A 17,861-nucleotide genomic window follows, 5' to 3' on the forward strand; every position below is an offset into this window, starting at 1 on the left:
GCAACCCGCTACGACAGGTGCCCCAAGGTCTTCTTGTCCGCCGTCGCACTCGCAGCGCTCGTCATATACTGGCTATGAGTCCTGACCCTAAAACGCATCATGGACCTTATTAATAACCCACGGCCGTAGAGGGATGGAATACGACCGTGGGTAGCAGTTAGGGGTATGATGCCTACGAAAAGATCACGAGTTTGGATCAGAATAACTAGAAGAGCTTTACTGTTTGGATGAAAAGCTATCGAGGTCTTCAGGCGATAGGCATTCACTAACCAGCATCTATGCCACAAAAAGAGGGTGGGATCAGACAAAGATCCATAGCGCGTTTTGCAGGAATTTTGACGGAAAACACTTGTAAACGTTGAAATGGATTCACATCGCGATATTTGGATTTGTTGCATCGCGAGAAGCGTCGCGATGCATAATCTTTTAGGGAGGAATACATGAAATACGCTGCCATATTTGCCGCCGTGGCAATATCCGCTTATGCAACTGTTGCCGCTGCCAAAGATCCGATACCGGCAAGTAGTGATAACTTCGAGATCTACGGTGAGGTTGAAGGCTGGACTGTATATGCTGACAACGACTCTGGTACATGCCTTATTGAAAAGGTCTTCGAGAGCGGAAACGTAATGCAAATGGGTCTCACCAAAAACCAAAAACACGGTTATTTGGGAGTATTCACGCAAGCTGACATCGACATCAAAAATCGCCAGAAAATCGAGATAGCAATTGACGACTTCGTTTATGAAGGTCGTGCAAAAGGTATTAAAAGCAAGAAGCTAGCAGACGACTACTCAGGTGGTTATATTGTTGTAAAGGACGCAAATATGGCGACTGCCGTAGCTGAAGGACAGACCTTGATTGCGTTTCCAAAGAAATCCGCAAATTTCGTTGTGGATCTGACCGGTACAAAGAAGGCAATGGAAGAAGGCCGAAAGTGCAATCTTGCACTTGCTAGCTGACATCGCCTCTTACTCGAACGCGAGTTAGTTGAGTTATCGTGATTTCGAACCGTGACGTGACCCCGCTGCTTGCGGGGTCCTTCTTTTGTTTGTGTTTGCCTATTGGCCTTAGGCTTCAAGCTTTCGTCTAACCTACTTAAACTGGCGAGCGCGATTTCTGCAGAGCACGGAACTCCGGCTGATCCGGGTGAGTGATCAGATCTAGAGTTAGACCCAGACAAAGTATCTGTTGGTCGCAATCAAACATTCAAGCATAAACATAAGTCTGGATTTAGTGTGTCTGTGTGTGCTCTCTTCGACCGTTAAAGAAGTAGGGGACAGATAGATGAGACGAGCACTGAGAACGTTGACGATTTGGTCATTCCTTTGGTTCACGGCACTATTGAATGCTTTTTCAGCCTGCGCGCAAGAAACTGAGGCGGACCAAGAGGCGGTAGAAGTCGAGAATGACGATCTAATAAATGCAGTCGTTGACGAGATGATTGCGGCTGACGATCTCGAGATCCTACTTGTTCCCCTAACTGCGGAAGAGCTTTCCCAAGTCGCTGGTACTTGGCAGAGTTATGTGCGCTCTCGGCTCGAAGAAGTCGCGCAAGTAAACTTGCAACTTCGGTCGGCGAGCGGAACTCGGGAAGACAACTTGCGGTCTCAGTTGTCCTCCATGAACGACTCTGGATCAGAAACTCTCAACAACTATCGTCTGGTGCTCGAAGCATGGGCCCTGAAAGGCGCGAAGGCGGAAGATCTAGAACCGCATTCTGACTATATTCTCGCGTTGAAAACCGGAGCCCTAAAAACAACCGATCTTCAAACACTTTTTCAAAACGCTTGGGCGTGGATGTTTTCATGGGATGGGGGCGTCGGTCTGCTGATGGCCGGTCTGGGTGTTTTGTTGGCAGTTTGGGCAATGATGTTCATTGCCCGAATGGTGCGCCGGGTCACAGAACGGGGTCTGAATAAAATTCCAACTATCTCCAGAATGCTGAAACGCTTCATTGCCACCGCCGTATACTGGGCCGTTTTCGTCCTTGGCATACTCGTCGTTTTAGCTTTGTTCGGAGTTAACGTTACACCGCTTTTTGCTGTGCTCGGCGGTTTGTCTTTCATCCTAGGTTTTGCATTGCAGGAAACGTTAGGCAACCTCGCAAGTGGTCTGATGATCATGGTCCTCAAGCCATTCGACACTGGCGACTATATCCAAGTAGGCGGCTCATCTGGGTTTGTGGATGAGATGTCGGTGGTTTCAACCAAGATAAGAACATTCGACAATCAGATTATCATAGTACCGAACAGCAAGATTTGGGGGGACGTAATAACTAATGTGAGCGCATCTGAAGAACGTCGGGTCGATCTGGTCTTTGGTATCGCCTATTCGGACAACGCTGCCCAAGCCATTGAAGTCCTCAAGGGCTTGGTTGCGCGTCACCAACTTTGTCTGAAAACACCAGAACCAGAAATCTTCGTGGGTGAGCTGGGAGACAACTCGGTCAACATCTTCTGCCGTCCATGGTCCAAATCCGACGACTATTGGACTGTCTTTTGGGACCTTACTGGCCAAGCCAAAGAACGGTTTGATGAAGAAGGAATATCTATACCGTTCCCGCAACGCGATGTGCACATAATTCCCGTAGAAGGAGCAAAATCATGAGGGCTCTAACGTTATGGTTCCTGCCGCTTCTATTTGCCTGTACTGTTGCGCTTGCTCAGTCTGAAGAAATCCTCGCACCGGCTGAAGGGAGAGAGGATCCCGAATTTATTGCGCCAGTGATTGTGGATGGCGAAGAGTTGTTCTTGGTTCGCGGATCAAGTGCGTTGCCCGCTACCGAACGAGCGAGAAAGATCGAAGAACGGATTGCTCAGGTCGCCGATGCTTCGACGAGGACTTCGGTTCAGGTTCAGGTTTCGGACGCTGAATTTGGGAAAATGATACGCGTCGACGGGCAGATGGTTACGATAACCACCCAAGCTGATGCTGAGCACGAACAAATGGCCATTGAAGTCCTGGCTGGGCTTCAGGCTGAAGCGATTGAGACAGCAATTCTTCAATACCGAGATGCCCGGTCCAATGAGGGCAGAGTAGATAGTGCGATGGCTGCATTTGCTTGGTCGGCAGTCTTTGCACTCGCTTCGTATGCGTTTTTTGCGAAGCGGCGAAAGCTATTGGACTATATCAAAAATAACTTAGAAAAGAGAGCTGAAGGCGTTGAGGAAGCCACGAAGTCGATCTTGAGAAGTAGGGCAATCGCGTCGATTATCGTCTATTCAATCCACATTTTGATGTGGGTCTTTTTTCTATTCGTTTTTTACTACTACCTTTCATTGGTGCTGCTCTCATTTGCTGAAACGCAAGGCATAGCCCAGATCCTCTTGAAGTACGTGAGCGAGCCGCTCGTGACTGTCGTTTTGGCAATTGTTGGATATATTCCCAACTTGATCATGCTCGCAATCATCGCAGCTGTGACACGGTTGGCAATTCGCGGGCTCGACCTGTTCTTTGAAAACCTTGAGAATGGAGCTTTCGAACTCAAAGACTTTGAAGAGCATTGGATCGCTCCCACCAATATGTTGTTCAGAGCGTTAGTCATCGTGGTCGCGCTTGTATTTGCCTACCCCTATATTCCCGGCTCCGACTCCCGAGCCTTTCAGGGTTTGACAATTCTGGCGGGTATCATGGTTTCGCTTGGCTCAAACACTGTTGTTTCAAATATGATGGCCGGCCTGTTTGTCATCTACAGACGCAGTACCAACGTCGGTGATCGCATTCAGGTTGGCGACAAGATCGGAGACGTAACAGAGATCAAGTTAATGGAAACACTGATTAAATCTATAAAGAACGAGATGATTAGCATTCCAAATGCGCAGCTGCTCAACTCCGAGGTCGTAAACTATTCGCGCAAAGTGGATGGCCGAGGGCTATTGGTCCACACAACAGTCGGGATTGGATACGAGGAGCCGCCAAAGAAAATCAAAGCGATGCTGATAGAGGCAGCCCATCGAACTCAAGGGCTGAGAAAGAGCCCCGAACCTTTTGTCCTTTGGACGCAGCTAGCAGACTATGCAATAAATTATGAGATCAACGCATACACTTCGCGCGGATCGAGCCTACCTAAGATTTTGTCCGATTTGCGCGAAAACATTGTCGATGTGTTTAATGAAAACGGAACACAGATAATGACACCGTCTTACATTGCAGACCCGCCGGAGCCCAAGGTTTCGACAGAAGAATGGGACGGAAAGCTTGCTCATCATGTTGAATAAACCGCATTCAGCAATTCTCTATCAGTTTCGGCCTTTGAGCTTCGTGTCGTAAGAAAAGCGCCATAAATTTATCCTGTCCGCTTTGTCCGCTCACCTACCATTTGCCGCCTGGTTCTGAACGTCTGGAATGTGCCGCTTGCGGTCTACTACATAGGCGAAAGGCAGAAGTGGGAACAACGGCAGCTTCGGGCGCGAGCTACCTTTGCCCCCATTCCCTTGTCGCCGCAGTTAGAAAGCCAAGTCGCTGGAGAATATACGCCATGCGGGACACAGCCGCCCTGGCTTCATCTGGCTCAATGACCTCATAACCGCTCTGTCGAAAGGTGGCTTTCGGATGTTCTCCTCCAGTTTTTCTAAGATCAAGCTTTGACACACACTTGGCATTATTTGAACTTTCTCAAAACAACGATAGTTCGGCAAAGGCCAAATCCTGCTCCCGCAACCAATAATTCCAGTCAGATATCAAATACTTAACCTCGCAACTCGCGGGGCTTTTTGTGTTGGGGTAATGTCCCTTAGCGAACAAGTGGGCATTTTCGAGGTTGGGCGTGGCAATGGGATCAACTGTAACAAGAGAACTTCATCGCTTTCAGAAAATGATCTCATAATCGGCGCAACTATACAGAACGGGGAATCGATATGCCATGTCGCTTCGAACCTGAAGGTTTGGTGGCACCGCATTGAAAAAGGCTTCAGAAAAAATTCTCCAAATCTGGCCTATGATCCATCTAAGTTGGCGTCTTTTACCGTGATTTCAACGGGTTCAGCAATTTTGTCAGAGTGAGCCACAAAATGGAAATTTCGCCTTGTATTCCCGTTGCTTGCAAGGATATACCCGACGGCGGAGACGTGGCCGAGTGGTCGAAGGCGCTCCCCTGCTAAGGGAGTAAACCAGGAATGGTTTCGAGGGTTCGAATCCCTTCGTCTCCGCCATTTACCTATTTCAGTGAGTTGATGTGGCGTGTTTAACGTGCCGTATTCCTATAAATAGCAGGCACTTACTATCTAGTAGTATCATCTTGAGTTTTACCCAGTTGTCCTTAATATTTTCTATTGAGTGGTATATTGTGTGGTATTTCCATGGCTGCGCTCAGCGGGAAGCTGACAAAGAAGCTAGTAGAGAATCTTGGCCAGGGTCGGCATGGCGACGGTTCTGGCCTGTACCTTGTTGTTGACCCCTCTGGTGCGCGACGCTGGATCGTGCGCGTAACGGTTAAAGGGCAGAAGAACCGCAAGGGCGCACCGTTGAGAACGGATTTTGGTTTGGGCGGCGCTGATGTTGTCACTTTGAATCAGGCTCGAGAAAGAGCGCTCGAATATCGTCGGATGGCAAAAGCCGGGTTGAACCCGCGTTTCAATGCTCAGCGCGAAATCCCGACCTTTGAAGAACTCAGCCGCCAGGTTCACATTGATCGCCTGCCTACATGGAAGAATGCCAAACATGGACAGCAATGGCTCAACACCTTGCGCGACTACGCGTTCCCAAAGATCGGCCGTATGCCCGTGGACAGCATCGATCAGCCCGAAGTGCTGATGTGCCTGTCGCCAATCTGGACCGAGAAACACGAAACCGCAAAACGACTGTCTCAACGGATCAAGACAGTGCTCGACGTTGCAAAGTCCAAGGGCTTCCGCTCGGGAGAGAACCCGGTGACCGCGATCCGCGAAGGCAAGGTGCTGCCCACCGTCAAGGCCAAGGTCCAGCACCATGACGCGATGCCGTGGCAGGAGGTGCCCGCGTTCTATGCGGAGTTGCAGACCCGATCGGCCATGGCTGCCAAGGCGCTGCAGTTCACCATTTTGACCGCCTGCCGGACTTCAGAGGTGCTGGAGATGAAATGGCCCGAAGTCGATATCGATGCGCGCCTTTGGACCATACCAGCGGAGCGCATGAAGGGCGGGCTGGTCCACCGCGTCCCTCTCACCGACGAAATGCTGACCATTCTGGAGCCGTTGCGCGCGCTGGCCTCTGACTATGTGTTCGAGGCCCAAAAGCGGCACCAGCCCTTGTCGAACATGTCCATGCTGATGCTGCTGCGCCGGATGCGACAGGATGGCGTCACCGTGCATGGCTTCCGAAGTTCGTTTCGGGACTGGGCGGCAGAGGCTGCGAACACGCCACGTGAACTCGCAGAAGCAGCATTGGCGCATCAGGTTGGGTCCGATGTAGAACGGGCCTATGCTCGGTCGGATTTGTTGGAAAAGAGGCGTGAACTAATGGAGCTTTGGTCGCGTGTAACCGTTACGAAATCTCTACATATTGGAGGTGGCGATGTTTAGTATTCTTGGCTTTACGCCAATATGCAGGTTGTGGGACGAAATCCCGGCTGCGAGTTTCAACAAATGCTACGAAACCGGTCTTCAATTCCCTGCCAGTGACCCAGGCTACGCGCTCAGTGTTACGGCCAGTGACTGGCTTGAGGTGAAGTTCTTTAGCTGTATTTCTGACAATATGCACATCTGTGGACCGGACGGAACGTGCCTAAAGATAGATTTTAGATGTTTGCGTCATGATGATCTAACAATACACGACTTAGCGCTACATGAAGAGGGAGCGAAGCTATTAGGCCCGGACATCGGCGGATTGGGTAGAGCTTTACGACTATTTTCGTTGCCTGAAGAGGATTTCATTGACGACGCTTTGCGATGCTCCAAGTCCTATTGGAGTGCGGCTCTTGACCTTGGTCTACAGCACGAGTTTATCTCGGTGCCGCTTTTTCATACACGGAATACCTACACGATATCCTTGCATGTTTTCGATCTCTTAGACGAGCTCAACTACATGGAAGTTATTGACTTTAAGACTGTTGCTCAGATTCTTAGACCCTTTTCAGGTTGGGCGTTATGCGTGCCAGATAGCTTTATAGAGTCATCGTGGGATGAATATTGGCGCCAAGATTTATTAAAGGGTAACGCCCCGTCAAAACCTGTTGGGCCTGGCCGTCCACGTTTAATAGAAAAAGCTCTGCGTGACTTGCGGATAGTTTTTGGAGACAGCATTGAAGGTTTAACGATAAAGCAGATCGTTCGAGGGCTAGAAGGAAAAACCGGAAACCGATATTCGGAATCGACCCTTCGTCGCGCCATGCGTCAAAATTCACGTCAAAACTGAGGCTATTACTACCAAAATGGTGATCAAAATTGTTGAGCATTTTTGGGAATTTAGATCGTTTTAATTTACTAAACATCTAGTGATATCGAAAGACCATCGCAACTGATCCAAGAGGATTTCAACGATGGCAAACGTCTTCAATGACGACCGGGTCTACTTCCCAGAAGACCCTGAAATGCAATTGCTGGGAAACCGCGAAAAGCTGGCTCAATGGCGCCACCGCATGTGTGGTCCGGCCTTTATCCGCATCGGTCGGCGGATCGCCTATCATGGCGCTGATCTGAACGCCTGGCTGGCGACGCGGCGCACCGATCCCAACAACGAGGCTGCATAATGAAAAACCCCAACTCCAAGCGCGGAGATGGGGCTTTTCCAGTGACATCAACTGCCACCCTAGCAAGTTCAGTTGATGCCACAGGATGCCCCGCGCCGACAAGACAAAACGAGCGCCGGTACTACTGGTCGCCTTTGAGCCACTCTGTAGAACGAGTGAATATTCGGAAAGGACGGATCGATCATGGCTGATGTGTCCGTTTCCAAACCGCGCAACCAGAGCTATGCAAGCGGGCCAGACACTGGCCCTCTTTCCCGAACTGATCATCGGGAAACCGCTGAGACCTACAGCGGCGAAATCTTTCGCCATGGTATCTACCGCGTCGCCGTATGCCGGGACAGTATCCAATGGCTGTTTCAGCGCCAGAGACCCCAATTTCCAGCCGGGGGAGCGGCCTGGGACACGCTCGGGTATTGTGTGTCCAAATCCGGCGTAACCCGGCTCGTCCGGGCGCATATAGGTTGTGACATACCCGAACTGGATGCTTTGCCCGAGCATTTCCTGCGGAGGTGTAGCAATGAGTAAGCGACGGTTTCCGAAGGGCAAACGGTCGGATGAGGGTCAGTTCGTATATTTGCCCTACGCCATGATCAAATCTCCGGCGTGGCGGGCATTGTCCGGACCTGCAGTGAAGCTCTGGCTGGAGCTTCACACCCGCTTCAACGGTGGCAACAATGGCAAGCTGTTTCTGTCGATGAACGAGGCGGCGGAGATTCTTGGTATGGGCAAGGCCACGGTTCAGCGTGCCTTTGAAGATCTGCAGGACAAAGGCTTTCTTGTGCTCGAGCAAGAAGGCAACTGGTATCACCGGCGAGCGCATGAATGGCGGTTAACGACCAAGACTACACAAACCCGTTCCGGCAAGAAAGCTGCCACCAATGATTGGCGATTCTGGCAGCCCGAAAAAACAAAACGCGGTTCTGAGACGGACCCGTCAGCATCCTCAGTGGTTCCGTTTGAGAACCCAAAGACCTCCCACGGTTCCAAACCAAAACCGGTCAGGCCGATTTCTCGACGGTCCATCGGTTCTGAAACGGAACACTAATACTAACCACTCCCTGTTACGCGAGGCGGACATGAGCAAGACACGCAAAAACACCAAAAACCAATTGCTGCGTAAGAAAAAAGAACTGACTGAAGCGGAAACAGCCGCAGTAACAACCCTTCGTGAAAAGAGGCAGTCGCATGTTAGGCCACCCGATATGACACTAGATTTCAATGAAGAAAGCCAAACCCTCAACGTAGGGCACAAGGACAAGCAGCCTGTTGCAGCGACGGCGCTGGCCATGCATGAACTGGGGACAGTGGATAATCGGTTTTACGAGGGAGTTCTGGAACAAGTGGCCGCTCTGGGTAAACATGGCAGCCCCGTTTCAGAAACAGCTTCGAACTTTGTCCTTTCTGTAGTCGGAGGTGTGCACCCGCAGGACGAGGTTGAAGCCATGCTTGCGATCCAAATGGGTGCAATTCATCAGGCCACGATGATGATGGCGCGCAGGCTCAATCACGTCGAAACTCTCCCGCAGCAAGATTCAGCGGAACGGGCACTCAATAAACTTGCGCGGACCTTCACCAGCCAGGTTGAGACCCTCAAACGCTATCGATCCAAAGCAGATCAAACTGTGCGCGTCGAACGCGTTGAGGTTAAAGAAGGTGGGCAGGCAATCGTTGGTAACGTCCACAACGAGGGGCGGTGGGATGACAAAAAGTGACGACAACCTCATGGACCCCGCCAAAAGGCTGCGAGACGCGCCCAGATGCACAGCAACGGCAAAGTCTACTGGCATGCGCTGCCGCGCACCCGCTGTTCAAGGTTGGAGCGTGTGCCGAATGCATGGTGCCGGAGGTGGGCATGCTGCTGGGCCAAGCCATCCGTCCTGGAAGCACGGAGAAAGATCGCGGAGCGCTGTGCAGGCACGCAAAGCAGTCAATGACTTGATACGAAGGGAGAGAAACCTGCAGAAATTGCTCAATTTACTAAAGTTCTAGGGTCGCAGTGCCTCTCGACACAGAATTGCAGTATTTCATCGCAAACTGGGCTTTCAAGCAAACTAAGGCTTTGAGAGCAAAGCAGCCATCAACGGGCATGCATCAACTAACGCATTGGTGATTGTTGCTCATTCAGTCGGCGGTTTGCAAATTGGGAAAGAACCGCGCAGCGGCGACCAGCGGCATAGAACAGCTTGTTTTTCTCACGGGCTGATCTTCACACCGCAAGCCAAGCCACCCAGGTTTTCGGACGTTCCGAGTTCTAGCTTCCCACCGTAGGCGGCCAATAAATCAACGGAAATAGACAGGCCCAAACCAGTTCCTCTTACAGAAGTATCCAGCCGATTGCCGGAACGAAGGACCTCAAGCCTTTGGTCTTCTGGTACTCCGGGTCCGTTGTCTTCAACAAAAATTTCGATTCCATCAACAGTGCGCCTCGCGGTGATTTGGAGTGTTGTCCGGCTCCACTTGAGGGCGTTGTCGAGGAGGTTTCCAATCACTTCCTCGATGTCCTGGGGGTCCATTCGAACTTGAAGACCAGCCTCGCAATTCGAAACGAGCGTCTTCCCCTCGCGTTCGGCCATGACCGAGAACAGCCGGGACAGTCGTTCGACCGAATTCGTCAGGTCTGTCCTGGAATGTGTTAACTCTCCGGTGTTTGATGCACGCATGCGCGCGAGTGAACGGCTAAGCTGGGCGTCAATTCGAGTTAGCGCTTCTTCCGCAGGCTCCGTATGTGCTCCTGCGTCTGCCAGTTCCGCCAATTCGTTTCGTAAGATAGCCGTCGGTGTCTTGAGGGCATGCGCCAGATCCGCCGCTTGTCTTCGCGAACCTGAGACAATCTCGCGGTTTCGATGCAGCAGTTTGTTGAGATCTTCCACCAAGGGCGAAACCTCTTCCGGGTAGTCTTCGGGAGTCAGCTCATCGCCTCGATCCCAGCGATGGGCGACATCGGCGCGCAACTTCCGGAGCGGGCCAACAATGGCGGACATCAGCAAAAGAGAACTTGCCACTCCGATCAAACCAACCAATCCGAAAACCGGGAGCAGGTATCTTTGTGCAGCGCTGCGTTCGTTGATCAGTTCGCTCCTGCTTTCGGCGACAGTTACGCCCCACTCCGTTCCGTCCTCGAACGTGATCTTTTGATAAACGCTACGAATGGCTTCGCTATCTGGACCGGAAGTGTTCCAAATGATTGTTTCGTCATTTCCGCGCGGGGGCTCGGCGATCGTTTCATCGAAGAGTGAAGCAGACGTATAGATGGCGCCGGTACTGTCCGTTACTTGCCAATACCGCCCCGAGTATGGCGTGCTATACGCAGGATCGAATACCACCTGTCGCAGGGTTTCAGGGTCATCCGTGGTGGCGCTGAGGCCAACAACAACCTGCGTGTGCCGGTCTTGTAGCGTTGCGTCGAACTGCTCCAGAACGCGCGTATTGATGTAGGAAAACACCATCAGCGTACCGACGCTTACGGACAACGCTCCCGAGGCGATACCTCCGAGTAAGGCCCGTTGGCGCAACGAGAGCATTAGGCGGAATCAATCATATAGCCGCGACCCCGGACGGTTGTAATCAAATCGGAGCCCAGCTTTTTGCGCAGGCGGGTCACAAATACTGCAATCGTGTTGGAATCTCTGTCGCCGTCATATTCGTAGATGTGTTCCGACAGCTCAGTACGCGACACCATGCGACCGATGTTGTGCGCCAGATAGGTCAGAACGGCGATCTCCTGCGCGGTCAAATCGACAGGAATGCCCCCAACGGCAACCCGCCCGTTCCGCGTATCCAGAGAGACATCTCCCATTTCTATCACGGGGTTCAATTGACCGCTCTGACGTCGCAAGATGGCCCGTACACGTGCCGCCAATTCGGGCATATGGAACGGCTTGGTCATATAGTCATCCGCGCCGGCATCCAAGCCGTCGACGCGTTCGCTCCAGCCATCTCTGGCCGTCAGGATCAAGACCGGTGTCTTGACGCCCGCGCTGCGCCATTCGCGCAGGACCGAAATGCCGTCACGCTCAGGCAAGCCGATGTCGAGGATGATCATGTCGTACGGTTCAGTCGACCCCAGATGCAGGGCATCTGAACCATTGTTGGCCACGTCGACCACGCGACCTTCCGCACCCAATAGCTTTTTGACTTGCTCACAAAGCTGGGGTTCGTCTTCGGCAAGGAGTATTCGCATATCCAGAGACTACAGCTAAACCAGCGTGATCTTCACATTATTTTTTGCTACCGCCGTTGCCGCCACCGTTGCCACCGCCGTTGCCGCCACCGTTGCCACCGCCGTTGCCGCCACCGTTGCCACCGCCGTTGCCGCCACCGTTGCCGTTACCATTGCCGCCGGCATTGCTTCGGCCTGCACTGTTTCCACGAGTGGTAGAGGCACTCTGAGCGTTGTTGCTTTTGGATTTGGTTGAATTGCGTGCGGCTTCAGAAATCTCGCGCCCCGTACTTGAACGGTTCGAGACGACTGTGCCGGTTTCGGCGTTCACGATCACGCTGACGATTTTCCCGCCCGGCTTTTTGACCAGAATACGATAGTAAATCTTGTCTGTTTTGAATGCGCGCGCATCAACAGGGGTTCCGCCGTATGCTTTTTTCACGCCTTTGATCACACGGTTCAGCCGTATCGCACTGCCTGACAACGTCGCCATGCGCAGTTCAGACTGTTTGAGTTCGCGTGCATCTGCCGCCGCTTGCCCACCAGACAAGACAGTCAGCAAAGCTGCAACCAGAAAAAACGCTTTGGCCTGCATAACACCCTCAAACACCTTCATCGAAGACTACTAGGCCAGACATGAACCGATGATGAACAAGCAGTTAGCCCTGCGTTCAAGCGACCTAAAGTTAAATCAGTGGCAACGGTTTTGATTCGACTGCGAGTCAGACTGCCGAAACACCGTGGTCAACCTCAGCGCGCTGATTTCCGTTGCTGGAGGTTTTGAGGAGATTGAAAATGAAAACCACCAAGTGCGGACTGCTTAAAGCTTCGACGATCGCGATTGCCTTGTTGGGGTCCACGGCCATTGTAGCCACCGTCGCAGCTCCTGATTTTGCTTATGCCAAGCCGGGTAACGGTAATGGTGGCGGCAATGGCGGTGGTAACGGTAATGGCGGCGGCAACGGCGGTGGTAACGGTAATGGCGGTGGGAATGGCAACGGCGGCGGCAATGGGAATGGCGGTGGCAATGGAAACGGCGGTGGGAATGGCAACGGCGCCCAGGGAGATCGCGGAGACAACAGCTCGGCTGGGAATGGTGGCCGTGGGAAAGGGGCCGACAAAAGCCGTAGCGGGGCCAAGGCCGGGATATTCGGACAGGGGAAAACAAAATCGCAGTCTGCTCGGTCTGGTACGAAAAAAGGCGGAGGGTTTTCTCTGAAAAATCTGTTCAACGGGAAAGGCAAAGCTCGCAATACAGCAACCACCTCAAGGGTTTCTACGACAACCCTTCAAACGCAAAAGACCAAGGCGCAAAGAACGGTTCGCCAGAATGTGATTTTAGAAGAGTCCAAGCGCCCAGTTGCCCGGGCAAAAGGCAATCGTATGGCTGCGCTGCTTGATGCACATCCCTCTGAGTTGGGCGCACTGAACGCCGCCAATGCAAGCCCAACGGCCCTGGCCAATGCAGCACCCAATTCGCGGGTTGGCAGAATTGCCACGTACCGAGACACAGTGCTGGCCGGAGAGCCTTTGCGGGAGGAACTGGAAGAACAGTTGGAGTTTCTTGAAGGGCTGGAAGAACCAGAGCGGACAGTTCAAGAAATCGAGGATGACTTGGAAGTCGCAGTAGGTGAGGTACAAACCAACCAGGATACGGTCGCAGAACTTGAACAAGCTTTGGAGGATGCGGGCGGTAGTGATCCGGATATCGAAGCGCAGCTAGAAGAGGCCCAAGCCGAATTAGACGCTTCGATTGATGAAGCCCAGACTCTGAATGACGAAAGACAGGCAGCCATTGAATACAATGAAGCCGTTGAAGAGGTGGAAGAGCTGACTGAACTTGTCGAAGAGCAAGATCTGGCCGAACGTGAGGCACTGGAAGCCGCTGCCAACAAGCCTGTTACGGATGCAGTTGAGGAACAGGTTAAAGCGCTGCTGGGGCTTTGACCTGAGGCTTCTCGGCAATCGCCAGTCTCCACTTCAGGACGAACTGAAAGCTGGAGCGTCGATAAGCCTTTCGGATACTAAGTTGGAAGGTAGATTCAGTCGGCCTGATAGGCGCAAGCTCTTGATGATTGCGATGCGCAACAAGAAAATCCCGCCCCAAGCTGGGACGGGTTCCTGTTACAATTCAGATGTTTAGGGCGAAAATCGAGAATTGTCGGGGGGGCAGCCGAATTGCCTTCAGACGTTTTGGTGAGCCTCGGATAGCCGCTTGTTTTTTGTGATCTCTGTCAGTGCATTTTCGATAGGAGGGAAGCGGCTATTGCTCGAATTCATCGCGGTTTGCAGGCGCTCTTCAGCGGATTTGCTAGAGGTCCGCATCGCAATTTCAGTGCTGCGATCTTCAGTCACAAAGGCAGGTTTGACCATTTTGTTCCCCTTGTTTCCGTCAAACGATATACGTCTCGTTCGATCCAACTTGGTCAGTATGCGCAAAGTTGTTTGAACCTAATGAGAATACACTGTTCATGTTCGGTTAATGTTGTTTACGAAATAAGAACAAAGGATTGGTCTGGCCGGGCGCCACTTCAATTGCCCCATTCCAACTTGAGGGTTTCTAAGGTCGTTAGATGAGAATGTTGTGCCAAGCGAACCATAGCTTCACAGCAGAAGACTTCGGCAGTAAGCCAGTCTCCGCCGATGCATTGGTCAAATCCCGAAGATGATCATAATTGGAAAGATCAGTTAAAGGAGGCGGAAAAGATGAAAACGGCTTTGGCAATCACGGCGACGGTGTTCACTATGCAGGCCGGGCCCTTTGCGGGTGCGAGTTTTGACATCCAGTCTCTTGATCTTGGACAGAGTATCGGGTCGCACAATGCACTGCAGCCTGTTTTCGTGAAATCAAAAGCAGGTAACTGTCCTCCGGGTTTGGCCAAGAAAGCAGTGCCGTGCGTTCCGCCCGGCCAAGCTAAACGATACCGAGTCGGGGATTTCATCTACAATGGGTATGTTCGCATCGACAATCCTAGCCGATATGGCCTGCGGCGAAACGGCTACTATGTGCGTGCCGGAGACTATGTTTACCAAGTGGACCGGGAGACACACGAGGTGCTGAACCTAATAGGGGCAGTGGTCGATGTTCTTAATTGATTCCATACTTTACGATCAATCACTGCTCGGATTGACGCCTTTGGGTTGTAGATAAAGCACGGGAGTTTGGGCTTTTCGAGGCCGTCATAGGCGAAGCAGCATCGCCGTTAATCTTACCCTGTAACGTCACTAGGGAAGGTCCAGAGCCGACTTTGAATGTTCCCTCACAAGTCTGTCGTCGCAGCCCGCTTTCCGATCATGTGCCGCAGATCTAGGTTCTAGGCTTCAGCGAATTCACCAGATGCGCAGGAAGCCGCCGCTAGCTGCACTGCGATGCAAAGAGACCATTTAAATGTCTGGTCTGCGGACTTTGTAAACATTCACAGGATTGCTCCAAAGGACCGGAGTCATCTCAATCAGGACAAAGTTCATGGATAGACTAACGAGCATCAAAGTCGCGCCTTAACCGGTCAGGCGTTAACCCGAACCAACGGCGACACGTTCGTGTAAACGCACTCGGGTTTTTGTAACCCAAGGCCTTTCCAATATCCGTAATGGAAAGGTGCCCCTCGGTCAGCCATCGCTCCGCTTGACGCATTTTTGCGCCATCTATGAGATCCGCCCCTGTGGTGCCTTGCCTTGCAAGTTCTCTTTGCAGTGTTTTGGGATGCAAACCGATGAATTGTGCAAATCCGTCTAAACCCGGCCATTTCGAGTAGTCAATCACTGAGAACAAATTGGCCAAGTCGAGTAACTGATGAATGGGAACCGCCGCTTTCGTTGGCTCGGTTCGTTCAAACTTTGATTGCTGCATCAACCAAGACGCGGGAAACGACATGCTGAGGCCCCATGCGTCGCATTTTTGAATCTGAGTGTGAGGTATTAGTGTGGGCGGGATCGCTTTGGGGTCGAAGACAAGCACTTCGACCTGCGCGTTGTTCCACACTTGCCCCAATCGTGCCTTAAGCATTTCAGACCAGGCAACAATGTCCCATGCGTCCGCTTGGCCGGGAGGTTGAGAAGCTTGAAGTATCCGGCGCCCCTTCAAAATAGCCCATCTTCCCTCAATCGTCATCGTATAGTTCATTGAAATCTGAACGGTTTCCGCAAAGTGGAGCCAAGCAACAAGTAGGTCGCCCAAGCTAGGCTTGTGACTCATGGTTTTAGGCGGGACGAAACCGTCGCTCCAATCATATTGACTAGCAATCTCCGCGCAAAGATACGGATTATTTGAAAGTCTGGCAGCACGGGTGGACGCGAGATATACACATGCGCTTGGGATCGGTTGCGTTGGGCCAGATAATACTTCTGGCCTGAGCAAGCAGCCTTCTAGAATCTTTTCTCTTTCTGCGCCCATTTCACAGGATCGATCTACCACCGCCGACAAAAATTTTGACTGCATTACCGGGATCATTGCTCTAGAGGCCTGCGCGCGCATAAGTCATCCCATTTATCTTTACTGGACTGACAAAAGTCGTTTTGTCCAAAATTGACAAGAAGTAACTCCAAAAAACTCTGTTAGCATGATCGCCACCTTGGATATCTTTCAGTGGGGGGTTGAAAAATGAACGTTTCTTCAGAGCGACGTCTTAAGCGGGAACTGACAAAGAGTGCCACATCACTTCTCTTTGCTGGACTTTTGTCTACTTTGGCATTCGCGCAGGAGGATAGCTTTCCGATCCTATTTACCAACGTACACGTGTTTAACGGTGTCGATGAACAGCGAATTGAGAATGCAAACGTTCTGGTCGTGGACAACCTGATCGCAGAAGTATCGGCGGAACCGCTGGCCGTCGCGAATGCTCAGATCATTGACGGTGGTGGTCGCACTCTTATGCCGGGCTTGATCGATGCGCACGTTCATATGGCAATCACCGAGCCCGTCGCGGACCTGAGGGACAATTTTGACTGGATGTACTGGGGCGCGGTTTCCACAATTGAAGCTGAGAAAATGCTGCTGCGTGGTTTCACAACCGTTCGGGATGCGGGTGGCCCAGCAATTGGTCTGCAAAAAGCTATAGATCGCGGCAAGGCCGTGGGGCCGAGGATTTACGCATCAGGGCCGGTCATTTCGCAGACTTCCGGACATGGCGAGCATCGGGTTTATACCGAACCCCATCCGAACTTCATGGGGGCGCAGCCGTCTTTCTTCAACCAGCATGTCGAGTTCCTGGCCGATGGCGTGCCCGAAGTCTTACGTGCAACGCGCGAAGCGCTGCGCATGGGCGCGGTGCAGATCAAGGTGATGGCTGGAGGTGGCGTGTCATCTTCGGTTGATCCGTTGCACACCGTTCAAGGATTACCGGAGGAGTTGGAGGCGTCGGTTCGCGCAGCAGCCGATTGGGGGACCTATGTGATGGTCCACGCCTATAACGACGACTCGATCCTGCGGTCGCTGGAAGCGGGCGTCATCAGTATAGAACATGGACAACTGATGACTGAAGTATCAGCGCAGGCCATCAAGGATTCTGGCGCCTGGATTGTCCCGTTTTATTCTCTGCTTGGGCTTGATGAGGAAGTTATCAAGAAGGCGCTTGGCCCTGCGGCAGCTCCCAAATTCCTTGATGTTCAGGCAGGTGCGCGCAACCAGATGAAACTGTTGAAAGAGTATGAGATCGAGAACGTTGCGTTCTCAACCGATATCATCGGCGACCCGGTTGCTCTGACCAAACAGAACGATGAGTTCAAATACCGGCTGGAGGCGTGGACTTCACACGAAATCCTGCAACAGGCCACGTCAAAATCGGCCGCACTTCTGGCATTGTCAGGAAAACTCAACCCCTACCAAGCAGGCCCGCTGGGCGTGATCGAACAGGGAGCTTATGCCGACCTGCTGCTTGTTGAAGGAAACCCGGTCGAGGATGCCGAGATCCTGGTCGACTACACCAATAACATCGACCTGATCATGAAAGATGGCGTGATCTACAAGAATACACTCGATTGAGTGTCGCGCGGGGTGAATTTACCTCGACATCCCGCGCACCCTTAGCTTGACAAATG

Annotated in this window: 16 protein-coding genes and 1 tRNA gene; 12 read left to right on the top strand and 5 right to left on the bottom strand. The window is 52.1% G+C overall.

Annotated features, from left to right (window positions below):
* Positions 1 to 440 precede the first annotated feature (440 nt).
* The 9 genes from ACR0C6_RS12395 (at position 441) to ACR0C6_RS12435 (ending at position 9,378) form a co-directional block, all read left to right on the top strand.
* Positions 441 to 962 carry a hypothetical protein gene (locus tag ACR0C6_RS12395; RefSeq protein ID WP_174831941.1) on the top strand — a complete coding sequence of 174 codons (522 nt, stop codon included), beginning with the start codon at positions 441 to 443 and terminating at the stop codon, positions 960 to 962.
* A gap of 325 nt (positions 963 to 1,287) precedes the next feature.
* Complete coding sequence (locus ACR0C6_RS12400; RefSeq protein WP_480619540.1) at positions 1,288 to 2,610, top strand: mechanosensitive ion channel family protein; 1,323 nt, start codon at positions 1,288 to 1,290, stop codon at positions 2,608 to 2,610.
* A complete protein-coding gene (locus ACR0C6_RS12405; protein ID WP_480619542.1) occupies positions 2,607 to 4,220 on the top strand; it encodes a mechanosensitive ion channel family protein in 1,614 nt (537 codons plus the stop codon). The genes ACR0C6_RS12400 and ACR0C6_RS12405 overlap by 4 nt, the downstream gene beginning before the upstream one ends.
* A gap of 843 nt (positions 4,221 to 5,063) precedes the next feature.
* Positions 5,064 to 5,153, top strand: a tRNA-Ser gene (locus ACR0C6_RS12410).
* A 147-nt stretch (positions 5,154 to 5,300) separates the two neighbouring features.
* Entirely contained in the window at positions 5,301 to 6,500 is a 1,200-nt protein-coding gene (locus ACR0C6_RS12415; protein ID WP_480619544.1) for a tyrosine-type recombinase/integrase, read from the top strand.
* Positions 6,493 to 7,332, top strand: coding sequence for a hypothetical protein (locus ACR0C6_RS12420; RefSeq protein WP_480619546.1), 840 nt, complete (start codon positions 6,493 to 6,495; stop codon positions 7,330 to 7,332). The genes ACR0C6_RS12415 and ACR0C6_RS12420 overlap by 8 nt, the downstream gene beginning before the upstream one ends.
* Positions 7,333 to 7,456: 124 nt before the next feature.
* Positions 7,457 to 7,666 carry a MerR family transcriptional regulator gene (locus tag ACR0C6_RS12425; protein ID WP_170707014.1) on the top strand — a complete coding sequence of 70 codons (210 nt, stop codon included), beginning with the start codon at positions 7,457 to 7,459 and terminating at the stop codon, positions 7,664 to 7,666.
* Between the two features lie 586 nt (positions 7,667 to 8,252).
* Entirely contained in the window at positions 8,253 to 8,711 is a 459-nt protein-coding gene (locus ACR0C6_RS12430) for a helix-turn-helix domain-containing protein (protein ID WP_480619548.1), read from the top strand.
* Between the two features lie 31 nt (positions 8,712 to 8,742).
* Positions 8,743 to 9,378, top strand: coding sequence for a hypothetical protein (locus ACR0C6_RS12435; RefSeq protein WP_480619550.1), 636 nt, complete (start codon positions 8,743 to 8,745; stop codon positions 9,376 to 9,378).
* A 480-nt stretch (positions 9,379 to 9,858) separates the two neighbouring features.
* Here ACR0C6_RS12435 and ACR0C6_RS12440 read toward each other — a convergent pair whose 3' ends face one another.
* Genes ACR0C6_RS12440 through ACR0C6_RS12450 form a run of 3 tightly spaced genes read right to left on the bottom strand, consistent with a single transcriptional unit; the run spans position 9,859 to position 12,279 of the window.
* Positions 9,859 to 11,136 (bottom strand): sensor histidine kinase, encoded by a 1,278-nt coding sequence (locus ACR0C6_RS12440; RefSeq protein WP_480619552.1) that lies wholly within the window; start codon positions 11,134 to 11,136, stop codon positions 9,859 to 9,861.
* A 50-nt stretch (positions 11,137 to 11,186) separates the two neighbouring features.
* Entirely contained in the window at positions 11,187 to 11,846 is a 660-nt protein-coding gene (locus ACR0C6_RS12445; protein ID WP_171727303.1) for a response regulator transcription factor, read from the bottom strand.
* Positions 11,847 to 11,883: 37 nt separating this feature from the next.
* Positions 11,884 to 12,279 (bottom strand): PepSY domain-containing protein, encoded by a 396-nt coding sequence (locus ACR0C6_RS12450; protein WP_480619554.1) that lies wholly within the window; start codon positions 12,277 to 12,279, stop codon positions 11,884 to 11,886.
* Positions 12,280 to 12,620: 341 nt separating this feature from the next.
* On the opposite strand from ACR0C6_RS12450, the gene ACR0C6_RS12455 reads away from it, so the two are divergent.
* Positions 12,621 to 13,772, top strand: a complete 1,152-nt coding sequence (locus tag ACR0C6_RS12455) for a hypothetical protein (RefSeq protein WP_480619556.1) — start codon at positions 12,621 to 12,623, stop codon at positions 13,770 to 13,772.
* Between the two features lie 237 nt (positions 13,773 to 14,009).
* Here the strand turns inward: ACR0C6_RS12455 and ACR0C6_RS12460 are convergent, their stop codons facing one another.
* The gene (locus ACR0C6_RS12460; RefSeq protein ID WP_171641446.1) at positions 14,010 to 14,198 is read right to left on the bottom strand and encodes a hypothetical protein; all 189 of its coding nucleotides are present in this window, start codon (positions 14,196 to 14,198) and stop codon (positions 14,010 to 14,012) included.
* Positions 14,199 to 14,468: 270 nt separating this feature from the next.
* Between ACR0C6_RS12460 and ACR0C6_RS12465 the strand changes: the two genes are divergently transcribed.
* On the top strand, positions 14,469 to 14,921 hold the full coding sequence (locus tag ACR0C6_RS12465) for a hypothetical protein (RefSeq protein WP_480619558.1): 453 nt from the start codon (positions 14,469 to 14,471) through the stop codon (positions 14,919 to 14,921).
* A 379-nt stretch (positions 14,922 to 15,300) separates the two neighbouring features.
* Here the strand turns inward: ACR0C6_RS12465 and ACR0C6_RS12470 are convergent, their stop codons facing one another.
* On the bottom strand, positions 15,301 to 16,263 hold the full coding sequence (locus ACR0C6_RS12470) for a helix-turn-helix transcriptional regulator (protein ID WP_480619560.1): 963 nt from the start codon (positions 16,261 to 16,263) through the stop codon (positions 15,301 to 15,303).
* 237 nt (positions 16,264 to 16,500) lie between these two features.
* Here ACR0C6_RS12470 and ACR0C6_RS12475 point away from each other — a divergent pair, with 237 nt between their 5' ends.
* Complete coding sequence (locus ACR0C6_RS12475) at positions 16,501 to 17,805, top strand: metal-dependent hydrolase family protein (RefSeq protein WP_480619562.1); 1,305 nt, start codon at positions 16,501 to 16,503, stop codon at positions 17,803 to 17,805.
* The last annotated feature ends 56 nt before the right edge of the window (positions 17,806 to 17,861 follow it).

The organism is Ruegeria sp. AL12 (genome assembly GCF_056540885.1).